The 18,238-nt window shown below is 71.3% G+C and carries 19 protein-coding genes; 9 read left to right on the top strand and 10 right to left on the bottom strand.

Translation table 11 applies throughout. From position 1 onward, the window contains the following. Positions 1 to 31: 31 nt before the first annotated feature. The 5 genes from ugpC to AC1ROY_RS02785 form a co-directional block, all read right to left on the bottom strand. Positions 32 to 1,105, bottom strand: a complete 1,074-nt coding sequence (ugpC, locus tag AC1ROY_RS02805; RefSeq protein WP_493146928.1) for a sn-glycerol-3-phosphate ABC transporter ATP-binding protein UgpC — start codon at positions 1,103 to 1,105, stop codon at positions 32 to 34. Next, positions 1,105 to 2,040 (bottom strand): sn-glycerol-3-phosphate ABC transporter permease UgpE, encoded by a 936-nt coding sequence (gene ugpE, locus AC1ROY_RS02800; RefSeq protein ID WP_493146926.1) that lies wholly within the window; start codon positions 2,038 to 2,040, stop codon positions 1,105 to 1,107. The genes ugpC and ugpE overlap by 1 nt, the downstream gene beginning before the upstream one ends. Beyond that, positions 2,040 to 2,921 carry a sn-glycerol-3-phosphate ABC transporter permease UgpA gene (gene ugpA, locus AC1ROY_RS02795; RefSeq protein WP_493146925.1) on the bottom strand — a complete coding sequence of 294 codons (882 nt, stop codon included), beginning with the start codon at positions 2,919 to 2,921 and terminating at the stop codon, positions 2,040 to 2,042. Before ugpA ends, ugpE begins: the two co-directional genes overlap by 1 nt. 84 nt (positions 2,922 to 3,005) lie before the next feature. Next, entirely contained in the window at positions 3,006 to 4,349 is a 1,344-nt protein-coding gene (gene ugpB, locus AC1ROY_RS02790; RefSeq protein WP_493146922.1) for a sn-glycerol-3-phosphate ABC transporter substrate-binding protein UgpB, read from the bottom strand. Between the two features lie 74 nt (positions 4,350 to 4,423). Continuing rightward, positions 4,424 to 5,575, bottom strand: coding sequence for a diaminopropionate ammonia-lyase (locus AC1ROY_RS02785; protein WP_493146921.1), 1,152 nt, complete (start codon positions 5,573 to 5,575; stop codon positions 4,424 to 4,426). A gap of 46 nt (positions 5,576 to 5,621) precedes the next feature. Between AC1ROY_RS02785 and denD the strand changes: the two genes are divergently transcribed. Together denD and AC1ROY_RS02775 are read left to right on the top strand one after the other, a co-directional pair. After that, positions 5,622 to 6,593, top strand: a complete 972-nt coding sequence (gene denD / locus AC1ROY_RS02780; protein ID WP_493146919.1) for a D-erythronate dehydrogenase — start codon at positions 5,622 to 5,624, stop codon at positions 6,591 to 6,593. 177 nt (positions 6,594 to 6,770) lie between these two features. Continuing rightward, positions 6,771 to 7,145, top strand: coding sequence for a hypothetical protein (locus tag AC1ROY_RS02775; protein WP_493146918.1), 375 nt, complete (start codon positions 6,771 to 6,773; stop codon positions 7,143 to 7,145). Between the two features lie 43 nt (positions 7,146 to 7,188). Here the strand turns inward: AC1ROY_RS02775 and AC1ROY_RS02770 are convergent, their stop codons facing one another. From AC1ROY_RS02770 to AC1ROY_RS02760, 3 genes are all read right to left on the bottom strand, one after another. Further along, positions 7,189 to 8,139 (bottom strand): lactate/malate family dehydrogenase, encoded by a 951-nt coding sequence (locus AC1ROY_RS02770; protein ID WP_493146916.1) that lies wholly within the window; start codon positions 8,137 to 8,139, stop codon positions 7,189 to 7,191. Positions 8,140 to 8,217: 78 nt separating this feature from the next. Continuing rightward, the gene (locus tag AC1ROY_RS02765) at positions 8,218 to 9,699 is read right to left on the bottom strand and encodes a DASS family sodium-coupled anion symporter (RefSeq protein ID WP_493146915.1); all 1,482 of its coding nucleotides are present in this window, start codon (positions 9,697 to 9,699) and stop codon (positions 8,218 to 8,220) included. Between the two features lie 111 nt (positions 9,700 to 9,810). Next, a complete protein-coding gene (locus tag AC1ROY_RS02760) occupies positions 9,811 to 10,713 on the bottom strand; it encodes a LysR family transcriptional regulator (RefSeq protein ID WP_493146913.1) in 903 nt (300 codons plus the stop codon). 152 nt (positions 10,714 to 10,865) lie between these two features. Here AC1ROY_RS02760 and AC1ROY_RS02755 point away from each other — a divergent pair, with 152 nt between their 5' ends. From AC1ROY_RS02755 to AC1ROY_RS02745, 3 genes are all read left to right on the top strand, one after another. Next, positions 10,866 to 11,585 (top strand): SDR family oxidoreductase, encoded by a 720-nt coding sequence (locus AC1ROY_RS02755; protein WP_493146911.1) that lies wholly within the window; start codon positions 10,866 to 10,868, stop codon positions 11,583 to 11,585. Positions 11,586 to 11,748: 163 nt separating this feature from the next. After that, positions 11,749 to 12,246: a redoxin domain-containing protein gene (locus AC1ROY_RS02750; protein WP_493146910.1), complete on the top strand. Its 498-nt coding sequence runs from the start codon at positions 11,749 to 11,751 to the stop codon at positions 12,244 to 12,246. Next, positions 12,243 to 12,770: a DsbA family protein gene (locus AC1ROY_RS02745; protein WP_493146908.1), complete on the top strand. Its 528-nt coding sequence runs from the start codon at positions 12,243 to 12,245 to the stop codon at positions 12,768 to 12,770. The genes AC1ROY_RS02750 and AC1ROY_RS02745 overlap by 4 nt, the downstream gene beginning before the upstream one ends. Positions 12,771 to 12,816: 46 nt before the next feature. On the opposite strand, the gene AC1ROY_RS02740 is transcribed toward AC1ROY_RS02745, so the two are convergent. Beyond that, positions 12,817 to 13,986, bottom strand: a complete 1,170-nt coding sequence (locus AC1ROY_RS02740) for an ABC transporter substrate-binding protein (protein ID WP_493146905.1) — start codon at positions 13,984 to 13,986, stop codon at positions 12,817 to 12,819. 176 nt (positions 13,987 to 14,162) lie between these two features. Here AC1ROY_RS02740 and AC1ROY_RS02735 point away from each other — a divergent pair, with 176 nt between their 5' ends. From AC1ROY_RS02735 to AC1ROY_RS02720, 4 genes are all read left to right on the top strand, one after another. Then, entirely contained in the window at positions 14,163 to 15,158 is a 996-nt protein-coding gene (locus AC1ROY_RS02735; protein ID WP_493147440.1) for an NAD(P)H-quinone oxidoreductase, read from the top strand. 9 nt (positions 15,159 to 15,167) lie between these two features. After that, entirely contained in the window at positions 15,168 to 16,040 is an 873-nt protein-coding gene (locus tag AC1ROY_RS02730; protein ID WP_493146904.1) for a DMT family transporter, read from the top strand. 76 nt (positions 16,041 to 16,116) lie between these two features. Further along, a complete protein-coding gene (locus AC1ROY_RS02725) occupies positions 16,117 to 16,869 on the top strand; it encodes an alpha/beta fold hydrolase (RefSeq protein WP_493146902.1) in 753 nt (250 codons plus the stop codon). Beyond that, positions 16,866 to 17,258: an MAPEG family protein gene (locus tag AC1ROY_RS02720; RefSeq protein WP_493146901.1), complete on the top strand. Its 393-nt coding sequence runs from the start codon at positions 16,866 to 16,868 to the stop codon at positions 17,256 to 17,258. Before AC1ROY_RS02725 ends, AC1ROY_RS02720 begins: the two co-directional genes overlap by 4 nt. Positions 17,259 to 17,264: 6 nt before the next feature. Here the strand turns inward: AC1ROY_RS02720 and AC1ROY_RS02715 are convergent, their stop codons facing one another. After that, positions 17,265 to 18,113, bottom strand: coding sequence for a metallophosphoesterase (locus AC1ROY_RS02715; RefSeq protein WP_493146900.1), 849 nt, complete (start codon positions 18,111 to 18,113; stop codon positions 17,265 to 17,267). Positions 18,114 to 18,238: the final 125 nt, after the last annotated feature.

The raw sequence follows: 18,238 nt of genomic DNA, 5'->3' as shown, positions 1-18,238 counted from the left end.
TCCCGGATTTGTTGCCGGGAGCGTGCCGGGATCAGCCGCCCGCTTCAATCCTTTTACCTGATGCACCGTCGAAGACGTGCAGGGATTCGGCCGGCAGGGTGAGCTGCATCGGCCCGTCCTCGTAACGGGCGCCGGGGAGGCGGGCGGTGAGGGGCGTGCCGTCGGCGAGCTTGCCATGCAGCACGCTCTCGCCGCCCAGCGGCTCGACCAGCTCCACCTGCACGTCGAGCCCGCCCTGGCCGAGGCGCAGATGTTCCGGCCGGACGCCGATGGTGAGTTTTTTGCCTGTTGCGCCCCCGCGCGGACCGTCGGCGAAGGGCAGCCGCAGGCCGCCGGCGTCGAGGATCGCGCCGCCGCCACCCTCCTCCAGCGTGGCGTGGAGCAGGTTCATCGAGGGGCTGCCGATGAAGCCCGCGACATAGGTGTCGGCCGGCCGTTCCCAGATCTCCATGGGCGTCGCGATCTGCGCGGCGCGGCCGGCGTTCATCACGACGAGGCGGTCGCCCAGCGTCATGGCCTCCACCTGGTCGTGCGTGACGAAGAGCGAGGTGACGCCGAGGCGACGTTGCAGCCGCCGGATTTCCGCGCGCAGCTCCACCCGCAGCTTGGCGTCGAGGTTCGACAGCGGCTCGTCGAAGAGGAAGAGCTTGGGCTCGCGCACGATGGCGCGGCCCATGGCGACACGCTGGCGCTGGCCGCCCGAGAGCTCGCGCGGCTTGCGCTGGAGCAGGTGGCCGATGCCCAGCAGCGCGGCCGCCTGGTCCACGCGGCGCAGGATCTCGTCCTTCGGCATGCGGCGGATCTTCAGGCCGTAGGCCATGTTCTGGAAGACCGACATGTGCGGGTAGAGCGCATAGTTCTGGAAGACCATCGCGACGTCGCGATCGGCCGGCTCCAGCCCCTTCATGCTCTGCCCGGCGATGAGGACCTCGCCGGAGGTCTCGGTCTCCAGCCCGGCGACGATGCGCAGCAGCGTGGACTTGCCGCAGCCGGACGCGCCGACGATGACGATCATCTCGCCATCCTGAACGTCGAGGTTCACGCCGTGCAGGACGTGGGTCGCGCCGAAGGACTTCTTCACGTCCCGGAGAGTCAAAGTCGCCATTACTTCTCGGTCTCCGTCAGGCCCTTCACGAACCATCGCTGCATGAGCACCACCACGGCCACCGGCGGCAGCAGCGCCAGGACCGCCGTCGCCATGATGACGTTCCACTCGTTCTGCTGATCGCCCGTGCCGATCATCTTCGTCAGGCCGACGACGACCGTCTCCAGGCTGCGGTCGTTCACGATCAGCAGCGGCCAGAGATACTGGTTCCAGCCGTAGATGAAGAGGATCACGAAGAGCGCCGCGATGTTGGTGCGCGACAGTGGCAGCACGACGTCGATGAAGAAGCGGATGGGTCCGGCGCCGTCGATCTTCGCGGCCTCGACATACTCGTCGGGGATGGTGAGGAAGAACTGACGGAACAGCAGCGTCGCCGTGGCGCTGGCGATCAGCGGGATCACGAGGCCGGCCATGGTGTTGGTCAGCGCCAGGTCCACCATCACCTGGAAGGTGGGAATGATGCGCACCTCGACCGGCAGCATCAGCGTGATGAAGATCAGCCAGAAGAAGACCATGCGCAGCGGGAAGCGGAAGAACACCACCGCATAGGCCGAGGTCAGCGAGATCGCGATCTTCCCGACGGCGATGCACAGCGCCATGATCAGGCTGTTGGCGAGCATGAGCCCGGCGCCGCCGCGCATGTAGCGCCCGCCGCCGAGGCCCCAGGCCTGGCTGTAGTTGTTCGCGGCCTCGGCGCCCGGCAGCAGCGGCACGTCGCCGCGGCCGATGGTGTTCACGTCATGCGTGGAGCCGATCAGCGTCAGGTAGATCGGGAAGACGAAGATCAGGATGCCGACGAGCAGGCAGATGTGGGTGACGATCTTCTCGCGCTGCTGCCGGCGGCGGGTGCGCTCGGCCAGCATGCCGGTATCGACCACGTTGCTGCGCGGCCGATTCACGCTCTCGCTGACGCTCGATCGATCGGACGCGGACATCAGTAGTGCACCTTCCGCTCGACATAGCGGAACTGGATCACCGTCAGCGCCACCACCAGCAGCATCAGGATCACGCTCTGCGCCGAGCTGGAGCCGAGGTTCAGGTTGATCACGCCGTCCGTGTAGACGCGGTAGATCAGCGTCTCCGTCGCCTTGCCCGGCCCGCCATGGGTGAGGCTGTGGATCACCCCGAAGGTGTCGAAGAAGGCGTAGACCAGGTTCACCACCAGCAGGAAGAAGGCGGTCGGCGAGAGCAGCGGGAAGATGATCGTCCAGAAGCGCCGGGCAGGCCTGGCGCCGTCGATCGCGGCGGCCTCCAGCACGGATTTCGGGATGCTCTGCAGCCCCGCGAGGAAGAAGATGAAGTTGTAGCTCACCTGCTTCCAGGCGCTGGCGAGGATGACCATCAGCATCGCCTGGCTGCCGTTCAGCCGGTAGTCCCAGGGGATGCCGATGCCGTTCAGCATCCGGCCGAAAAGGCCGATGTTCGGGTGGAACATGAAGAGCCACAGCACCGCCGCGATGGCCGGCGCCACGGCGTAGGGCCAGATCAGCAGCGTCTTGTACACGTCGGCGCCGCGGATGTGCTTGTCGGCCTGCACGGCGAGGAAGAGCGCCGAGCCCAGCGCCAGCACCGCGACGGAGCCGGAGAAGAGGATCGTGCGCCCGGCGGCGTCGAGCCAGGTCTGGTCGTGCAGCACGTCGAGGAAGTTCTCGAAGCCGACGAATTCGGTGGAGAGCCCGAAGGCGTCCTCGCGCAGGAAGGACTGGTAGACGGCCTGCCCGGCGGGCCAGAAGAAGAAGATCGCCGTGATGACGAGCTGCGGCGCCAGCAGCAGGTAGGGCAGCAGCGTGCCCTTGAAAATCACCTTCTTCCGCATCCTACCTCCGAGCGACCCGACCTCGCATGGCATTGCCATGCGAGGCCCTTCCGAGACAACAGTCGGGCCGTCCCGGCAGCGGGATCAGCCCCGGTTCGTGCGCTCGAAGTTGCGGAGCACCACGTTGCCGCGCGTCGTGCCGGCCGCCATGGCCTGCTCCGCCGTCTGCTGGCCCTGCAGCATCTTCTCCATCTCTTCCTGGATGATGTTGCGGATCTCGATGAGCCCGCCGAGGCGCAGTCCGCGCGTGTTGTCGCTCGTCGTGCCGCGGAGCATCTGCTCGATCGGCACGTCGGCGCCGGGGTTCCGCTGGTAGTAGTCGGTCTTCTTCACCGCCTCGAAGGAGGCGCGGGTCAGCGGCAGGTAGCCGGTGTCGGTGTGCCACTTGGCGCCGACCTCGGTGCCGCTGATGTACTTGTAGAAGTCGGCGACGCCCTTGTACTCGGCGGCCGAGCGCGTGTCGCGCGGGCCCTTGTTCATCGCCCAGAAGCTGGCGCCGCCGATGATGCTGTTGCCCGGCGCGCGCGGCGTGCCGTTGTAGTAGGGCAGCATGCCGACGCCCCACTGGAACCGCGCCTCGTTGGTGATGCGCGCGCGCAGGCCGGAGGAGGCCATGGTGATCGCCACCTGGGCCGAGGGGAACAGCGCGTCCGCCGCGTTGTCGCGGCCGCCGTAGCGGTAGAGGCCCTCGCGCGCCCAGGCCTGCAGATTGGTCATGTGCCTGACCTGCAGCGGGTTGTTGATCCGCAGCTCGGTGCCGAGGCCGCCGAAGCCGTTGGCCAGCGAGGCGAAGGGGATGTCGTGGATGGCGCTGAACTGCTCGAGGTTCAGCCAGGTCGGCCAGGAGGTGGTGAGCGGCGTCTCGATGCCCGCCGTCTTCAGGGCGCGCATCGCCTGCTCCACGCCCTCCCAGGTCGTCGGGAACTGGTCGGGGTTCAGGTTGGCGCGGCGGAACATGTCCTTGTTGTAGAAGACGACCGAGGTGCTGCTGTTGAACGGCATCGACATCTGCCGCCCGTCGGCCGCCGCGTAGTAGCCGCGCACGCCGGGGAGGAAGTCGTTGAAGTCGATCTGCACGCCGGTGTCGGCCAGCAGCTCGTAGACCGGCTTCACCGCGCGGCCGGCGGCCATCATGGTGCCGGTGCCGACCTCGAACATCTGCACGATGTTGGGCGCCTGGTTGGCGCGGAAAGCGGCGATCGCGGCCACCATCGTCTCCGGATAGGAGCCGCGGAAGGACGGGGTGATCTTCACGCCCGTCTGGCTGGCGTTGAAGTCGGTGACGATCTTCTCGAGCAGGCCGCCGAGCGGTTGCGGGAGGCCGTGCCAGAACTGGAGCTCGACGGGACCGCCCTGGGCGAGCGCGGGGGCGGCGAGAGGGGCGGCGGCGACAGCGAGGGCTGCCTGGCCGAGGGAACGACGCAGCATGAAAGACACTCCCGGAAGTTTATGGACGCGCGGCGACTAAGCCCCGGTCATTGCGTCCATGTGACACAAATGGGTCAGTTCCGTGAAGGGGATTTGGACGACACCATCAGGTTGTAGAGCTCCGGGTCCGTGGCGCCCTCGGTGCCGAAGATCAGGACCCGGCTGTCCGGTCCCAGGCCGAGCGCTGCGCGGGCGGCGGGATCGCTCCAGGCGCGGTCCAGGGCGATGACGCCGGCGACGGCGCTTTCCCCGGCCGTGATGCTCTGCGCGGCCAGCGCCTGCATGGCGCCGGGCACGGCGGAATCGGGCAGGGCCATGGAGGCGAAGGCGCTGCGCTCCAGCTCCTGCCAGGCGAGCAGCGAGGGCTCGCCGCAGGCCAGCCCGGCCATGACGGTGTCGAGGTCGCCTCCCACGGTGGTGAAGGTTCCGGCCGCGAGGCTTTCGGTCAGGCAGGCGGCGCGCTCCGGCTCGGCGATGACCAGCCGGGGCCCGGTTCCGCACATGGCGCGGAGCTGCACGGCCACGGCGGCCGCGACGCCGCCGACGCCGCCGGGCACGAAGACATGGGTGGGCGGCACGGGCAGGGCGGCCAGCGCCTCCTCGGCCATGAGGCGGTAGCCCTGCATCACGTCGCGCGGCGGCTCGGTGTAGCCGGGATAGGAGGTGTCGCTGATGACGAACCAGCCCTCGGCCTCGGCGGTCTGCTGCGCGGCGCGGACGCTGTCGTCGTAATTGCCGGCGACCTCGCGGATCTCGGCGCCGTAGCGGGCGATGGCGTCGCGGCGCCCCTGGCTGACATGCTGGTGGACGAAGATCACGCAGCGCGCCCCGAAGCGCTGCGCGCCCCAGGCGACGGAGCGGCCATGATTGCCGTCGGTGGCGCAGGTGACGGTGATCCGCTGCGCGGCATCTCGGTATTCGCCCGCCTCCAGCGCCGCGCCGGAGGCGTTGTTGGCCACGCCGCGCTTCGCCAGCTCGGCCTGGATGAGCTTCAGCACGGCATAGGCCCCGCCCAGCGCCTTGAAGCTGCCGAGGCCGAAGCGGCTGCCCTCGTCCTTGTAATGGACCGAGGCCGGGCCGGGAAAATCCAGCCGGTGCAGCGGCGTCGGCGCATAGCCGGGCCAGGACGTGATCTCGGCACGGGCGCGGCGGTAGCCGCCCTCCGGCAGGACGGTGATCCCCGGCGTGCCGGGATTGCGGTTCAGGACGAGACGGACATCAGTCATGGGCCGGGAACTTGGCGGCGGACGCGCCGCGGAGCAATCTGCCGGCATGAAGATCACGATTCTCGGCGGCGGGGGGTTCCTCGGCCGCAAGCTTGCGCAACGTCTGGCGAAGGAGGGCAGCCTCGGCGGCAAGCCTGTCGCCGAGCTGACCCTCTTCGATCTCGCCGAGCCGGCGCCGCTGGAGGCGCCCTTCCCGGTGCGCTGCCTCGCCGGCGACGTGGCCAGCGTGGCCGACGTGTCCAAGGCCATCCCGGAGGGGACGGATGTCGTCGTCCACCTCGCCGCCGTGGTGAGCGCCGCGGCCGAGGCGGATTTCGACCTGGGCATGCGGGTGAACCTGCACGGCACGCTGGCGGTCATCGAGGCCTGCCGGAAGCTCTCGGCCCCGCCGCGCGTCCTCTTCACCTCCAGCGTCGCCAGCTTCGGCGGCGGCCAGTCCGCCCTGCTGCCCGACGACGCCCGCCAGGTCCCCGGCAATTCCTACGGCGCGCAGAAGGCGGCCGCCGAGCTCCTGCTGGCCGACGCCTCGCGCCGCGGGATGATGGACCTGGTCTCCATCCGGCTGCCGACGGTGATCGTGCGGCCGGGACGGCCGAACAAGGCGGCCTCCTCCTTCGTCTCGGCCATCCTCCGCGAGCCGCTGCTCGGGCTGGAGACGCCGCTGCCGGTCCCGGAGGAATTCCGGGTCTGGGTCTGCTCGCCGCGCCGCGCGGTGGACTGGTTCCTCTATGCGGCCACCATGGACACGGCGCCGCTCGGCATCGATCGCGGCGTGAACCCGCCCGGCCTCGCGGTGAGCGTGGGCGAGATGCTGGCCGCGCTGACGCCGGCCGAGCGCGCCCTGGTGAAGTCCGAGCCGGATGCGGTGATCGCCGGCATCGTCGGCGGCTGGCCGGCGGAGTTCGCCGCGACGCGGGCGAAGAAGCTCGGCTTCGCGCCGCAGGAGGGCGTGCCGGCCATCCTCGCCGCCTTCCGCGAGGACGACCTGGCCGCGACCCGGGCCGATCGCGGGATCTGATGTCGCGCGCGACCGCGCGGGGATGAACGCCGTCCGGGAGGATGCCTCCCGGATGGCGGGCGTGCCGACCCCAGCGGATCTCGCCCTATAGGCTGCGCCGATGGATTCCATCGGCCTGCCCCGGCTGGCTGCTTCATCCGCTTCGCGCGATCCTCCCGGCAGAAAGGAAGACACGCGATGACCCGACTGCCCGCCCTCGCCGCCCTGCTGATGCTGGCCGCCGCGCCCGGCCTCGCCGCCGCGCAGACCCAGGACTGCATCGCCAATGGCCTGCTCACCATCGACAGCATCGACACGGGCACCCAGCGCGTGCCGCGCGACCCGCGCAGCGGCCGCGACCTCGTCACCATCAGCGCGGGCATCCGCAGCATCTCGACGCGGCAGTTGACCTTCACGGCCAGCTACTCGGGGCGCATGGCGCAGGACTTCGTCACGGGGCCAAGCTGGACGCTGACGCCGGGACAGCGGACCCATGTCGCGATCGCCAACGTGTTCAAGCCGGCCCCGCCGGACGAGACCGTGCGGGCCTCGCTTCGGCTGTCCTGCAACTAAGCGGGACGACCGGAGGCCCGAAGCCCGCGCCAGGGCAAAGGCCTCAGCCGCCCGTCATCTCCAGCCCGGATCGGATGGCGTCGCGCAGCAGGAGCGCGCTGCCGCGCAGCGCCTCCTTCTCCGCCGCGTCGAGCTCCGGCAGGACCGGGCGCGAGGCGCCCTTCGCCCCCAGCACATGCGGCAGCGAGACGCAGGTCTCCGTCACGCCCAGCAGCTCGTCCATGTAGGTGGAGACGCTGAACAGCACCTGCTCGTCCGAGGTGATGGCGCGCGCCAGCCGCGCGATGCAGCCGCCGATGCCGAAGTTGGAGACGCCCTTGCCCTCCTTGATGCGGTAGGCGGAGGTGCGGACCTCCTGGGCGATCGCCGCGCGCAGCTCCGGCGGCAGCGGCTGGCCGAGCTGCTCGGCGAAGCGGGTGAGCGGCATGCCGCCGACCTGCGCGCCCGACCAGTGCATCACCTCGGAATCGCCGTGCTCGCCCAGCACGTTGGCGTGGACGGAGCCGGGGGAGACGCCGAGATGCTGCGCCAGCCGCACGCGGAAGCGTGCGGAATCCAGCGCGCAGCCGGTGCCGATGGCGCGGCCCGGCGGCACGCCGAAGCGCCGCACCGCGACGGCCGGCATGACGTCCACCGGATTGGTGGCGAAGAGCAGCACCGCCCCGGGCGCCACCTTCAGCACGCGCTCCAGCACGGCGGAGACGACGCGCACATTGGCCACCGCGAGATCGAGCCGGGTCTGGCCGGGCTTGAGGCTGGCGCCGGCGGTGATCACCACCACCTGCGCCCCGGCGAGGTCGGCGTAGTCGCCGGCGCTCACCTGGGCATGGGCGCCGAAGGCCGCGGCATGGGCGATGTCCGCCGCCTCGGAGGCCGCGCGCGCATGGTCGAGATCGACCAGCACGACCTCCTGCACGCCCGGCGCCTGCGCCAGCAGGTAGCCTGCCGCCGCGCCGACGAGCCCTGCGCCGATGATGCCGACCTTATCCGTCATGGGACGCACCTTTCACTGATCGAAGGTGCAGGAAACCGAGTTTCCTGCTGGGGTGCTCGAGGGGCAAAGCCCCTCGACCTACAGCACCCCCATCCAAGGCCACACCGTCGCGGAGAGCAGCACGAGCAGCGCCAGCCCCGCCAGCGTCAGCACCGTGCCCATCTTCGCGAACTGGATCGTGCTGAAGGCCCCGGTGCCGTAGCACAGCATGTTCTGCGGCGCGTTGGTCGGCAGGATGAAGCCGAAGGAGACGACGAAGCTCTGGATCATCACGATGCCGAAGGCGGTCTGCGGCCCGAAGGGCAGGGTCTGGCTGAAGGCGATCATGATCGGGATCAGCGTGCTCGCGAGCCCGGTCGCCGAGGCGAAGCCCAGGTGCAGCACGATGCTGAACAGCGAGAGCGCCCCCACCACCGCCACCACCGGCATGGCGCCGAGGCCGAGCTGCCCCAGCGTCGCATTCGCCAGCCAGGTCGCCGCGCCGGTGCGGGCGAGCAGCAGGCCGAGCGCGATGCCCGCCGCGAAGAGCACCACCGTGCCCCAGGGCACCTGCTTCTCGGCCTGGGCCCAGGTCATCACGCCGAAGCGCGGCATCAGCAGCAGCGCGATGCCGAGCTGCGTCGTGGTGGTGGTGTCGAGCGGATGCAGCCAGCCCTCGGTGGACCAGAGCACCAGCAGCAGCAGCGCCACGATCATCAGCCGCCACTCCGCGGGCGTGACGGGGCCGAGGTTGGCCACCTCCTGCGCCAGCTTCGCGCGGGCCTCCTCGGCGGGCGGCACCTGCGGGCGCAGCATCACCAGCGAGAGCACGAAGAGCACGATGCTCATCGGCAGGGTGAAGGGCAGCGCGGTCACGAACCACTCGCCCCAGGCGACGTTGCGGCCGAAGGCCGACTGCAGGAAGTTCAGGCTGATGAGGTTCTGGGCCGCGCCCGTCTTCACCGCCATGTTGAAGATGGAGCAGGCCTGGGCCGTCACGATCATCAGCGTGGCGCCGAGGCTGCTGGTGATCGGCAGCCCCAGCGCGGCGACGACGCCGGCCATGATCGGGATCACCGCCCCCACGCGGGCCGTGGCCGAGGGGATGAAGAGCGCCAGCACGAAGCCCACGATCATCGCGCCGATGGTGAGCCGCGCCGGCGAGATGCCGACCTTGGACATCACCAGCAGCGCCACCCGCCGGTCGAGTCCGGTGAGCTTCAGCGCCACGGCCAGAAAGAGCGCGCCGGCCACCAGCAGCACGGCGGAGGAGGAGAAGCCCGCCAGCATCACGTTGAGCGCGTCGGCCGAGGACATGGGGCGCGCGCCGGCCGTCAGCGGCTTGCCCATCAATCCCAGCACGGCCATGCCGGTCAGCACGATGGCGCTGGCGGCCGGCGAGACGCATTCGGTGATCCAGAGGATGATGACCAGGACCAGCAGCCCCAGCGCCACCTGGCCCGATTCGGTGAGCCCGGCCGGCGTCGGCAGCATCAGCACGGCGAGATAGGCCAGCAGCGCCACGCCCAGCCAGGCGAGCTTGCGGTTGGAGGTGGGCTCCCCCGGCGACATCAGCAGCATGAGTCTTCCCCGTTTTCTGCAGTGCGGCGTTCCCCGGCGGGAAGCCTATCATCGGGGGATACCGGGACGGCGAGGGGATTTGTCCTGGCCCAGATCAGGCGGGGCGCCGAATCACGAAGCGGCGCTCGCCACCACGAAGTCCAGGAAGGCGCGCAGCTTGGCCGGCACCCGGTGGCGGGAGACGTGGTAGGCGTAGAGCGGATAGCGCTCCTCCGCCCAGTCCGGCAGGATCTGCACCAGCTCGCCGCGCGCGAACATCCCGGCCAGTCCCAGCTCGATGCTCTGCGCGATGCCGAGCCCCGCCGCGCAGGCGGCCAGCTTGGAGGCGAGGTCGTTGGTGACCACGCGGCCGGTCGCGTTCACCTCGACGATCTCGCCGGCGCGGTGGAACTCCCAGTCGAAGGGCCGCCCGGTGACGGGGTCGCGGTAGAGCAGGCACTCATGCGATTCGAGGTCGCGGGGATGCCGGGGCGTGCCGTGCCGCGCGAGGTAGGCGGGCGCGGCGCAGGCCAGGATGCGCGTCTCCAGCAGCTTGCGCGCGACGAGGCCGGACCGCTCGGGCTCGCCGAAGCGGATGGCGGCGTCGAAGCCCTCGGCCACGAGGTCGCCCAGCGTGTCGCGGACGATCAGCTCGACCGAGAGGGCGGGGTGCACGGCGAGGAAGTCCACCAGCCGCGGCGCGAGGATGAGCCGGGCGATCCAGGGATCGACATTGACCCGCAGCCGTCCGCGCACGGTGGCCGAGGCGCCGGCGGCGTCCTGCGCCGCCTCCTCGATGCCGGCGAGGAGCGGCGCCACCTGGGCGTGGAAGCGGCGGCCCTCCTCGGTCAGCGCCACCGCCCGCGGCGAGCGGTCGAAGAGCCGCACGCCGACCCGCGCCTCCAGCCGCGCCACCGCACGGCTGACGCCGGAGGGCGTCAGGCCCAGCGCCTCGCCGGCACGCACGAAGCTGCCGGATTCCACCACCGCCTGCAGCACGCCGATGCCGGCGAGCAACCGTCCGTCGAAACCCATGATGATCTCCTGTCATCATGGCATGGACAAAGCTGCGTTGGCGGCATCGCTGTCAAGGGACGATATGCGCCCCGTCATCTTGAACCGCGGGATTCAGACCTCCGGCGCCTTCGCGCCTCCGGTCACCCCGCTCTTACGGACGGAGCCATTCCATGACCCTACAGGACAAGCGGATCGTCGTGCTGGGCGGCAGCTCGGGCATCGGGCTGGCGGTCGCGCAGGCGGCGGCGGGGCAGGGCGCCTCGGTCGTCATCGCCTCCAGCCGGCAGGCGCGGGTGGACGAAGCCCTGGCCACCCTGCCCGCCGGGGCGGAAGGCCATGCGCTGGACCTCGCCGACGAGGCGGCGGTCGCGGCGCTCTTCGCTGATCTCGGCGGGTTCGACCACCTGGTCTTCACCGCCGGCGAGAGCCTCCAGCTCGGCGCCCTGGCGGCGACCGACCTGGAGACGGCGCGCGGCTTCTTCGGCCTGCGCTACTGGGGCGCGCTGATCGCGGCGAAGCACGGTGCCCCGCACATCCGCCCCGGCGGCTCGATCACCTTCACCTCCGGCCTCGCCGCCGCCCGGCCACACGCCGGCTGGGCGCTGGGCGCCAGCATCTGCGGCGCGATGGAGGGGCTGACCCGCGCATTGGCCGTCGAGCTGGCGCCGCTGCGGGTCAACATCGTCTCGCCCGGCGTGGTGAAGTCGCCGCTCTGGGCCGGGATGGCGGAGGCGGACCGCGAGGCGCTGTACCGGCAGGTGGGCGAGAGCCTGCCCGTCGGTCATGCCGGCGAGCCGGAGGAGGTCGCGGAGGCCTATCTCTATGCGATGCGCCAGACCTACGGCACGGGCCAGGTCATCGCCGTGGATGGCGGGGCGCGGCTGGTCTGAGGCTTCCTCGCCTCGGCGATTCCGCCGCGGGGATCGCGCCGCTCCGCAATGCCTCGCCAAATCTGCGCACAGCGCTGCAAGTTCCCGCCCCGGCGCCGCGCTACGGCTCCTGTGACAGGGCGCTCTTCCAGGGGGAAGGGCCCCCGGCCGAGGAGATGAAACAGTGTCGGATGCCCCGCCAACCCCTCTGGGGCCCGGAACGAAAGCCCCCGATTTCTCGCTGCACGCCACGCCGGACCAGCGCGTCTCCCTGTCCGAGTTCCGCGGATCTCCGGTGATCCTGGCCTTCTACCCGGCGGATTGGAGCCCGGTCTGCGGCGACCAGATGGGCCTGTACAACCAGCTGCTCCCGGAGTTCCACGGCTATGGCGCGCAACTGCTCGGGATCTCGGTGGACGGCGCCTGGTGCCACGCCGCCTTCGCCGGCGACCGGAAGATCCACTTTCCCCTGCTCGCGGATTTCGAGCCCAAGGGGGCCATCGCCCGCGACTACGGCGTCTATCGGCCCGCCGACGGAACGTCGGAGCGCGCGCTCTTCGTGCTCGACGGCGATGGCGTGATCCGCTGGAGCTTCGTCTCGCCCGTCGGGATCAACCCCGGCGCGGACGGCATCCTCGCCGCGCTCGATTCCCTGGCCGCCGCGAAGGAGACGCAGCCATGAGCCGCCTGACCCTCCCCGTCGGCCGCGACGATCACACCGAAGGACCGGACGACGCGCCGGTCACGCTCGTCGAGTACGGGGATTTCGAATGCCCCTATTGCGGGGAGGCCTACCCCGTCCTCAAGGCGGTCCAGCGCGCGATGGGCGCGCGGCTGCGCTTCGTCTTCCGGCATTTCCCGCTCACCCAGGCGCATCCGCATGCCGGGCATGCCGCGGAATTCTCGGAGGCCGCCGCTGGCATCGGCCGCTTCTGGGAGGCGCACGACATGCTGTACGAGAACCAGGCCGCGCTCGAGGACGGCGACCTCGCCGCCTATGGCGACGCGCTGGGGCTGGCGGAGGCCGACGTCTCCGCCGCCTTCGACGGCCGCTTCGACGAGCATATCCGGCGCGATTTCATGGGCGGGGTGCGCAGCGGCGTGAACGGAACGCCTTCGCTCTTCATCAACGGGCATCGTTATGACGGGCCGAACGACGAGCGCAGCCTGGTCGCGGCGCTCTCGGCGGCGGCGGGCCGGAGCTAGAGTGCGATCGGCTGAGGCGGAACCGCCGAGGCCGTGAATCGCCCTCTCAGACCGGCGCGGCGGCCGCCACCTCGGCCGGGAAGACCGCCACCGGCCGCCCGGCCTGCCATTGCAGCAGCACCGGCCGCGCGCGCGTGTTCTGCCCGCGCTCGTCGATCCGGAAGCCCCAGCCGTTGGGCAGGCTGCCCTCGGCGAGGTCGAGCGCGGCGAGGCCCGTGCGCAGCGGCCCGCGCTCCAGATTCGGCTGGGACAGCACGAGCTGCGCGCCGGCAAAGGCGGCCAGCGAGAGGCCCGAGCGCGGCGGCGTGCCCCAGCGCCGCTGATAGGCCTCGGCGAAGGGCCGCGCGCCATGCGCCAGGCGGTCCGACGTCTCGATGGGCGGCACGTCCAGCGCGAAGGCGGAATCCAGCGCCGGCCCGACGGCCCGCGCGAGGTCGGCGAGGCCCCAGGCCAGCCCGGCGCCGATCACCGCGGCCGGCCGCCAGCTCGCCTCCGCCAGCGCGCGGAAGAGCGAGATGGCGTCGCCCTCGCTGGCGGCGTGGATCAGCACGTTCACCCCGGCGGCGCGCAGGCGGTGGACCATGGCCGGCATCTCGGTGGTGCGCGCCCCGTGCGGCAGGCGCTCGGCGACCGTGATGCCCGCCTCGCGCAGCCTGGCCTCCAGGGCGAGGGCGATGCTCTCCGAGGAGGCGCCGTTCTCGTGCAGCAGCGCCACGCGTAGCGCATCGGCCGGCTGGCCGAGATGGGCGGGCAGGAAGCGGGTGAGCGCCTCGACGCCCAGGATGCCGTAGTCGGCGGCGCGCGGCGCGGTGCGGACCAGGTAGCGGGCGCCGCGCTCGGTCAGGTTGTCGGCCGCGGCGGCGAGCTCGATGAAGGTCGTCTCCAGCGACTCGGCGGCCTGGATGGCGGCCTGGCCGATCGGGGTCGAGACGCTGCCGAAGAGCAGGCCGGCGCGCTCCTGCTGGATGAGGCGGCGGGCCTCGGCGAGCGCCTGGGCCGGCTCGGTGACGTCGGCGCGGATCAGGCGGATGGCGCGGCCGCCGGCGGCGTTGCGCTCCTCGACCGCGAGCTCCAGGCCGCGCGCGGCCTCGTCGCCGAGCAGGGCGGCGGCGCCGGAGAGCGGGAAGAGCGCGCCGACGCGCCACTCCGCGGCCTGCTGCTGCGCAAGCGCGGGGGCGGCGAGGAACGGCAGGGCAAGGGCAAGGCGGCGGCGCATCTCTGCCCAGTTTCCGCCGCAATTGCCCGCCGCGCAATGACGGAAACCGTGACCATATCGTTTATAAAACAGCCGTTTGACCCGGAGACGGCGCATTTGACCGGGCGTCCCCTCTCTTGACGGTCCCCGGGCGCACGCAGAACGTGCGCCGGCATCCGGAGGAACCGCCCATGACCATGACCTATATCGCCCATGGCGCGGGCGGCGGCCCCGAGGTGATGACCGTCGCGACCGGCCCGGTGCCGGTGCCGGCGGCCGACGAGGTGCTGATCAAGGTCGAGGCGGTGGGCGTGAACCGGCCCGACGTGGCGCAGCGCTCCGGCAGCTATCCGCCCCCGCCCGGCGCCTCGCCGATCCTGGGGCTGGAATGCGCGGGCGAGGTGGTCGCCGTCGGCGCGGATGTCACCGCCTTCAAGGTCGGCGACAAGGTCTGCGCGCTGACCAATGGCGGCGCCTATGCCGAGTACTGCGCGGCGCCGCAGAGCCAGACGCTGCCCTGGCCCAAGGGCTACGACGCGATCCAGGCTTCCGCCGTTCCCGAGACCTATTTCACCGTCTGGGCGAACCTCTTCGGCACGCCGCACGCGGCCGGCGGGCGGCTGCAGCCCGGCGAGACGGTGCTGATCCACGGCGGCAGCTCGGGCATCGGCCTGACCGCGATCCAGCTCGCCAAGGCTTTCGGCGCGACGGTGATCACCACCGTGGGCTCCGAGGAGAAATGCGAGGCGGTGAAGACGTTCGGCGCCGACCACGCCATCAACTACCGCACGCACGACTTCTACGAGGAGGTGAAGCGCCTCACCGACGGCAAGCTCGTCGACGTGGTGCTGGACATGGTGGGCGGACCCTATTTCACGCGGAACATCCGCTGCCTGAAGCTGGACGGGCGGCTCTCCATCATCGCCTTCCTGAGCGGCTTCATGGTGGAGGAGGTCGACCTGCGCCCCATCATGGTGAAGCGCCTCACCGTGACGGGCAGCACGATGCGGCCGCGCACGACCGCGCAGAAGGCGGAGATCGCCGATGCGCTGCGCGAGAAGGTCTGGCCGCTGCTGGCGCAGGGCAAGGCCGGCCCGCACATCCATGCCGTGTTCCCGCTGGCCGAGGCCGCCAAGGCGCATGCGCTGATGGAGAGCAGCCAGCACATCGGGAAGATCGTCCTCACGGTCTAGGCCCGGCTCTTGACCCAGGCCAAGGCGTTCCAGGCCCTTTTCGTCTCGGTGGTGCTGTTCGGCGGCGTCTGGCCGCTGACGAAATACGCGCTGCAGGACGCGACGCCGCTCTGGTTCGGCTTCACGCGCGCGTCGCTCGCCGCCGTCTCGGCCGCCGCGCTGCTGGGGATGCTGGGCCGCCTGCATATCCCATCGCGGCGGGACGTGCCGGCGCTGCTGGCGGTGGGCCTGCTGCAGATCGGCACCTTCTTCGCGATGGCGCATATCGCCATCTCGCTGATCCCGGCCGGGCGCACCGCGATCCTCGGCAACGTCACCATCTTCTGGCTGGTGCCGCTCTCGGTCTGGCTGCTGGGCGAGCCGGTCTCGCGCCAGCGCTGGCTGGCGGCGGGGATCGGGCTGCTGGGCGTGGGCGTGATGATCGGGCCCTGGGCGATCGACTGGTCGGCGCCGGGCGTGGTGCTCGGCCATGCGCTGCTGCTCGGCGCCTCGCTGTGCTGGGCGCTGGCGATCGTGTCGCTGCGGCTCTGGCCGCCGCGGCTGCCGGTTTTCGAGCTGCTGCCGGGCATCTTCGTGCTGGGCGCGCTGGTGATCCTGCCCTTCGCGCTGTGGCGCGAGCCGTTCTCCGGCGGCGGCGGGATCGGCGCGGGGGCCTGGTGGGCGGCGGCCTTCATCGGCGTGATCGCGGCGCCGATCGGCACCTGGGCGACGGTGGAGGCGGGGCGGCACCTGAATGCGGTGGTGGCCTCGGTGGGATTCCTGCTCGTGCCGCTGCTGGGCGTGTTCCTGGCCATCACCTGGCTGGGCGAGTCGCTGCCCTGGGACATGGCCGTGGGCGGTGCGCTGGTGGTGCTGAGCGTGATCGTCGCCGCCAAGGGATGAGGGTCCAGGGAACGTGTTCCCTGGCGGGGGTCGAGGGGGCAGCGCCCCCTCGCAGTGCCTGCTATGGGGATCGGCCATGAAGCTGAACGTCATCGAGATGGGCGAGGGCAGCCCGGTGCTCCTCCTGCACGGCCTCTTCGGCGCCGCGCGCAACTGGGGCGGCATCCAGAAGCGCCTCGCGCAGCGGCACCGCGTCCTGGCGCCCGACCTGCGCAACCATGGCGAGAGCCCGCGCGGCCCCGGCGGCTATGCCGAGATGGCGGCCGACATCTGCGAGCTGATCGCCGCGCGCGGGCTGCGCGCCCCGGCGGTGCTCGGCCACTCCATGGGCGGCAAGGTCGCGATGGCGCTGGCGCTGCGGCATGGCGGGATGGTGGGCCGGCTGGTCGTGGCGGACATCGCGCCGGTGAAGTACCCGCCGGCGATGCGCAGCTACCTCGCCGCCATGCGCGCCATCCCGCTGACGGAGGGGCTGACGCGCAAGGAGGCTGACGCGGCGCTGGAGCCCTCGGTGCCCGAGGCCGGCATCCGCGCCTTCCTGCTGCAGTCGCTCGACTTCAACGCGCAGCCGCCGGCCTGGAAGCTGGGCCTCGCCGAGCTCGGCGCCGCCATGCCCGAAATCGAGGATTTCGCCGGGTCCGGCCGCTATGAGGGACCCACGCTGGTCATCTCCGGCGCGCAGAGCCGCTACATCCGGCCCGACAACCACGACCTCTTCCGCCGCTTCTTCCCGCAGGCGCGCTTCGCGGTGGTGGAGAAGGCCGGCCACTGGCTGCACGCCGACAACCCGCACGGCTTCCTGGCCGAGGTGGAGCCCTTCCTGGCATGAGCGCCTTCCCGGTCACCACGCTCTACGCGGCGCTTCTGGCCCTTCTGCTGATGCTGCTCTCGGCGCGGACGAGCCTCCTGCGCCGGGCGACGGGCACCGCCTTCGGCTTCGGCGAGGACCGGCGGCTGCTCCGCGCCATCCGCGCCCAGGCCAACTTCGCCGAATACGCGCCGATGGCGCTGCTGCTCCTGCTGCTGCTGGAGGCGCGCGACGTGGCGCCGGGCCTGCTGCACATCCTGGGCGGGGCGGTGCTGGGCGGCCGCCTGCTGCACGCCCTCGGCATCTCGCCGGAGCCGGAGAAGCTCATCCTGCGCCAGCTCGGCATGGTGCTGACCTTCGGCGCGCTGGGCGCCGGCGCCGGACTGCTGCTGTTCAGCCTCTGGGGCTGAACAGCCCTATCCGAGCGTGATCTCGACGATCTCCGGCGGCACGCCGAAGCGCACCGGGATCTTCGAGGTGCCGAGCCCGCCGGAGACGATCAGCCGCCGCGGACCCTCCTCCACCAGCCCATAGGCGTAGCGGTTGCCGTAGCGCGAGGGCACGCGCGGCGAGTAGCCGAGGATGCGCACCTGCCCGCCATGGGTGTGGCCGCAGAGGGTGAGCGCCACGCGGTCCGGCATCAGGGCGAAGATGTCCGGCTCATGCGCCATCAGGATCACCGGCGCGGCGTCGGTGATCTGGGCGAGGGTGCCCGGCAGGTTGTCGATCGGCGGATCGTAGAAGGCGACCTGGCTGTCGAGCCCGGCGATCCAGAAGCCCTGCGGCAGGCGGAGGGCCCGGTTCTGCAGCGTGCGGATGCCGTTGGCCTCCAGCGCCCGCAGCCATTCCGGCTGGCCGCGGCGGCGCAGCATGGCGGCGGAATCCTCCCACCAGTCGTGGTTGCCGGCGACGGCGAAGCGGCCGAGCGGCGCCTGCAGCCGGCCGAGGATCGGGGCGATCTCCGAGGGCCGGTAGGGCGCGCGCACCAGCAGGCTCATCGGCCCGTAGTCGCCGAGCAGCAGGACCATGTCCGGCGCCAGCGCGTTGGTGGCCTCGACGATCTCCGCCACGCGCGCCGCCGTCATCAGCGGCGCGCCGGCATGCAGGTCCGCCAGCACGGCGACGCGCAGCCGCAGCCCCGGCGGCCAGCCCCCGGGCGTCAGCGCATAGCGCGTGACGTCGGGCCCCTCGAAGGGCTGGATGCCGAAGCCGTAGGCCCCGGTGGAGGCGCCCAGGACTCCGGCGGCGATCAGGCTGCGGCGCATCCACATGTCGCAGCGCAATATCACCGCAAACATGTCCGCCTGATGGCGGGGGCTTTGCACCTTGCACCGCGGGCCTCGCCGGGCAACATGTGGCGCCAGGATGTTCGGCAAGACCCCCCTCCTCC

The organism is Roseococcus sp. GW821-FHT12F05 (assembly GCF_058806835.1).
The sequence above is the reverse complement of the archived record's forward strand: the minus strand, read 5'-3'. Positions and strand labels throughout refer to the sequence as shown.

Excerpts from the sequence above, each read along its gene's own strand:
- ugpC (WP_493146928.1), bottom strand. The coding sequence starts at position 1,105 with ATGGCGACTTTGACTCTCCGGGACGTGAAGAAGTCCTTCGGCGCGACC.
- ugpE (WP_493146926.1), bottom strand. The coding sequence starts at position 2,040 with ATGTCCGCGTCCGATCGATCGAGCGTCAGCGAGAGCGTGAATCGGCCG.
- ugpA (WP_493146925.1), bottom strand. The coding sequence starts at position 2,921 with ATGCGGAAGAAGGTGATTTTCAAGGGCACGCTGCTGCCCTACCTGCTG.
- ugpB (WP_493146922.1), bottom strand. The coding sequence starts at position 4,349 with ATGCTGCGTCGTTCCCTCGGCCAGGCAGCCCTCGCTGTCGCCGCCGCC.
- AC1ROY_RS02785 (WP_493146921.1), bottom strand. The coding sequence starts at position 5,575 with ATGACTGATGTCCGTCTCGTCCTGAACCGCAATCCCGGCACGCCGGGG.
- denD (WP_493146919.1), top strand. The coding sequence starts at position 5,622 with ATGAAGATCACGATTCTCGGCGGCGGGGGGTTCCTCGGCCGCAAGCTT.
- AC1ROY_RS02775 (WP_493146918.1), top strand. The coding sequence starts at position 6,771 with ATGACCCGACTGCCCGCCCTCGCCGCCCTGCTGATGCTGGCCGCCGCG.
- AC1ROY_RS02770 (WP_493146916.1), bottom strand. The coding sequence starts at position 8,139 with ATGACGGATAAGGTCGGCATCATCGGCGCAGGGCTCGTCGGCGCGGCG.
- AC1ROY_RS02765 (WP_493146915.1), bottom strand. The coding sequence starts at position 9,699 with ATGCTGCTGATGTCGCCGGGGGAGCCCACCTCCAACCGCAAGCTCGCC.
- AC1ROY_RS02760 (WP_493146913.1), bottom strand. The coding sequence starts at position 10,713 with ATGGGTTTCGACGGACGGTTGCTCGCCGGCATCGGCGTGCTGCAGGCG.
- AC1ROY_RS02755 (WP_493146911.1), top strand. The coding sequence starts at position 10,866 with ATGACCCTACAGGACAAGCGGATCGTCGTGCTGGGCGGCAGCTCGGGC.
- AC1ROY_RS02745 (WP_493146908.1), top strand. The coding sequence starts at position 12,243 with ATGAGCCGCCTGACCCTCCCCGTCGGCCGCGACGATCACACCGAAGGA.
- AC1ROY_RS02740 (WP_493146905.1), bottom strand. The coding sequence starts at position 13,986 with ATGCGCCGCCGCCTTGCCCTTGCCCTGCCGTTCCTCGCCGCCCCCGCG.
- AC1ROY_RS02735 (WP_493147440.1), top strand. The coding sequence starts at position 14,163 with ATGACCTATATCGCCCATGGCGCGGGCGGCGGCCCCGAGGTGATGACC.
- AC1ROY_RS02725 (WP_493146902.1), top strand. The coding sequence starts at position 16,117 with ATGAAGCTGAACGTCATCGAGATGGGCGAGGGCAGCCCGGTGCTCCTC.
- AC1ROY_RS02720 (WP_493146901.1), top strand. The coding sequence starts at position 16,866 with ATGAGCGCCTTCCCGGTCACCACGCTCTACGCGGCGCTTCTGGCCCTT.
- AC1ROY_RS02715 (WP_493146900.1), bottom strand. The coding sequence starts at position 18,113 with ATGCGCCGCAGCCTGATCGCCGCCGGAGTCCTGGGCGCCTCCACCGGG.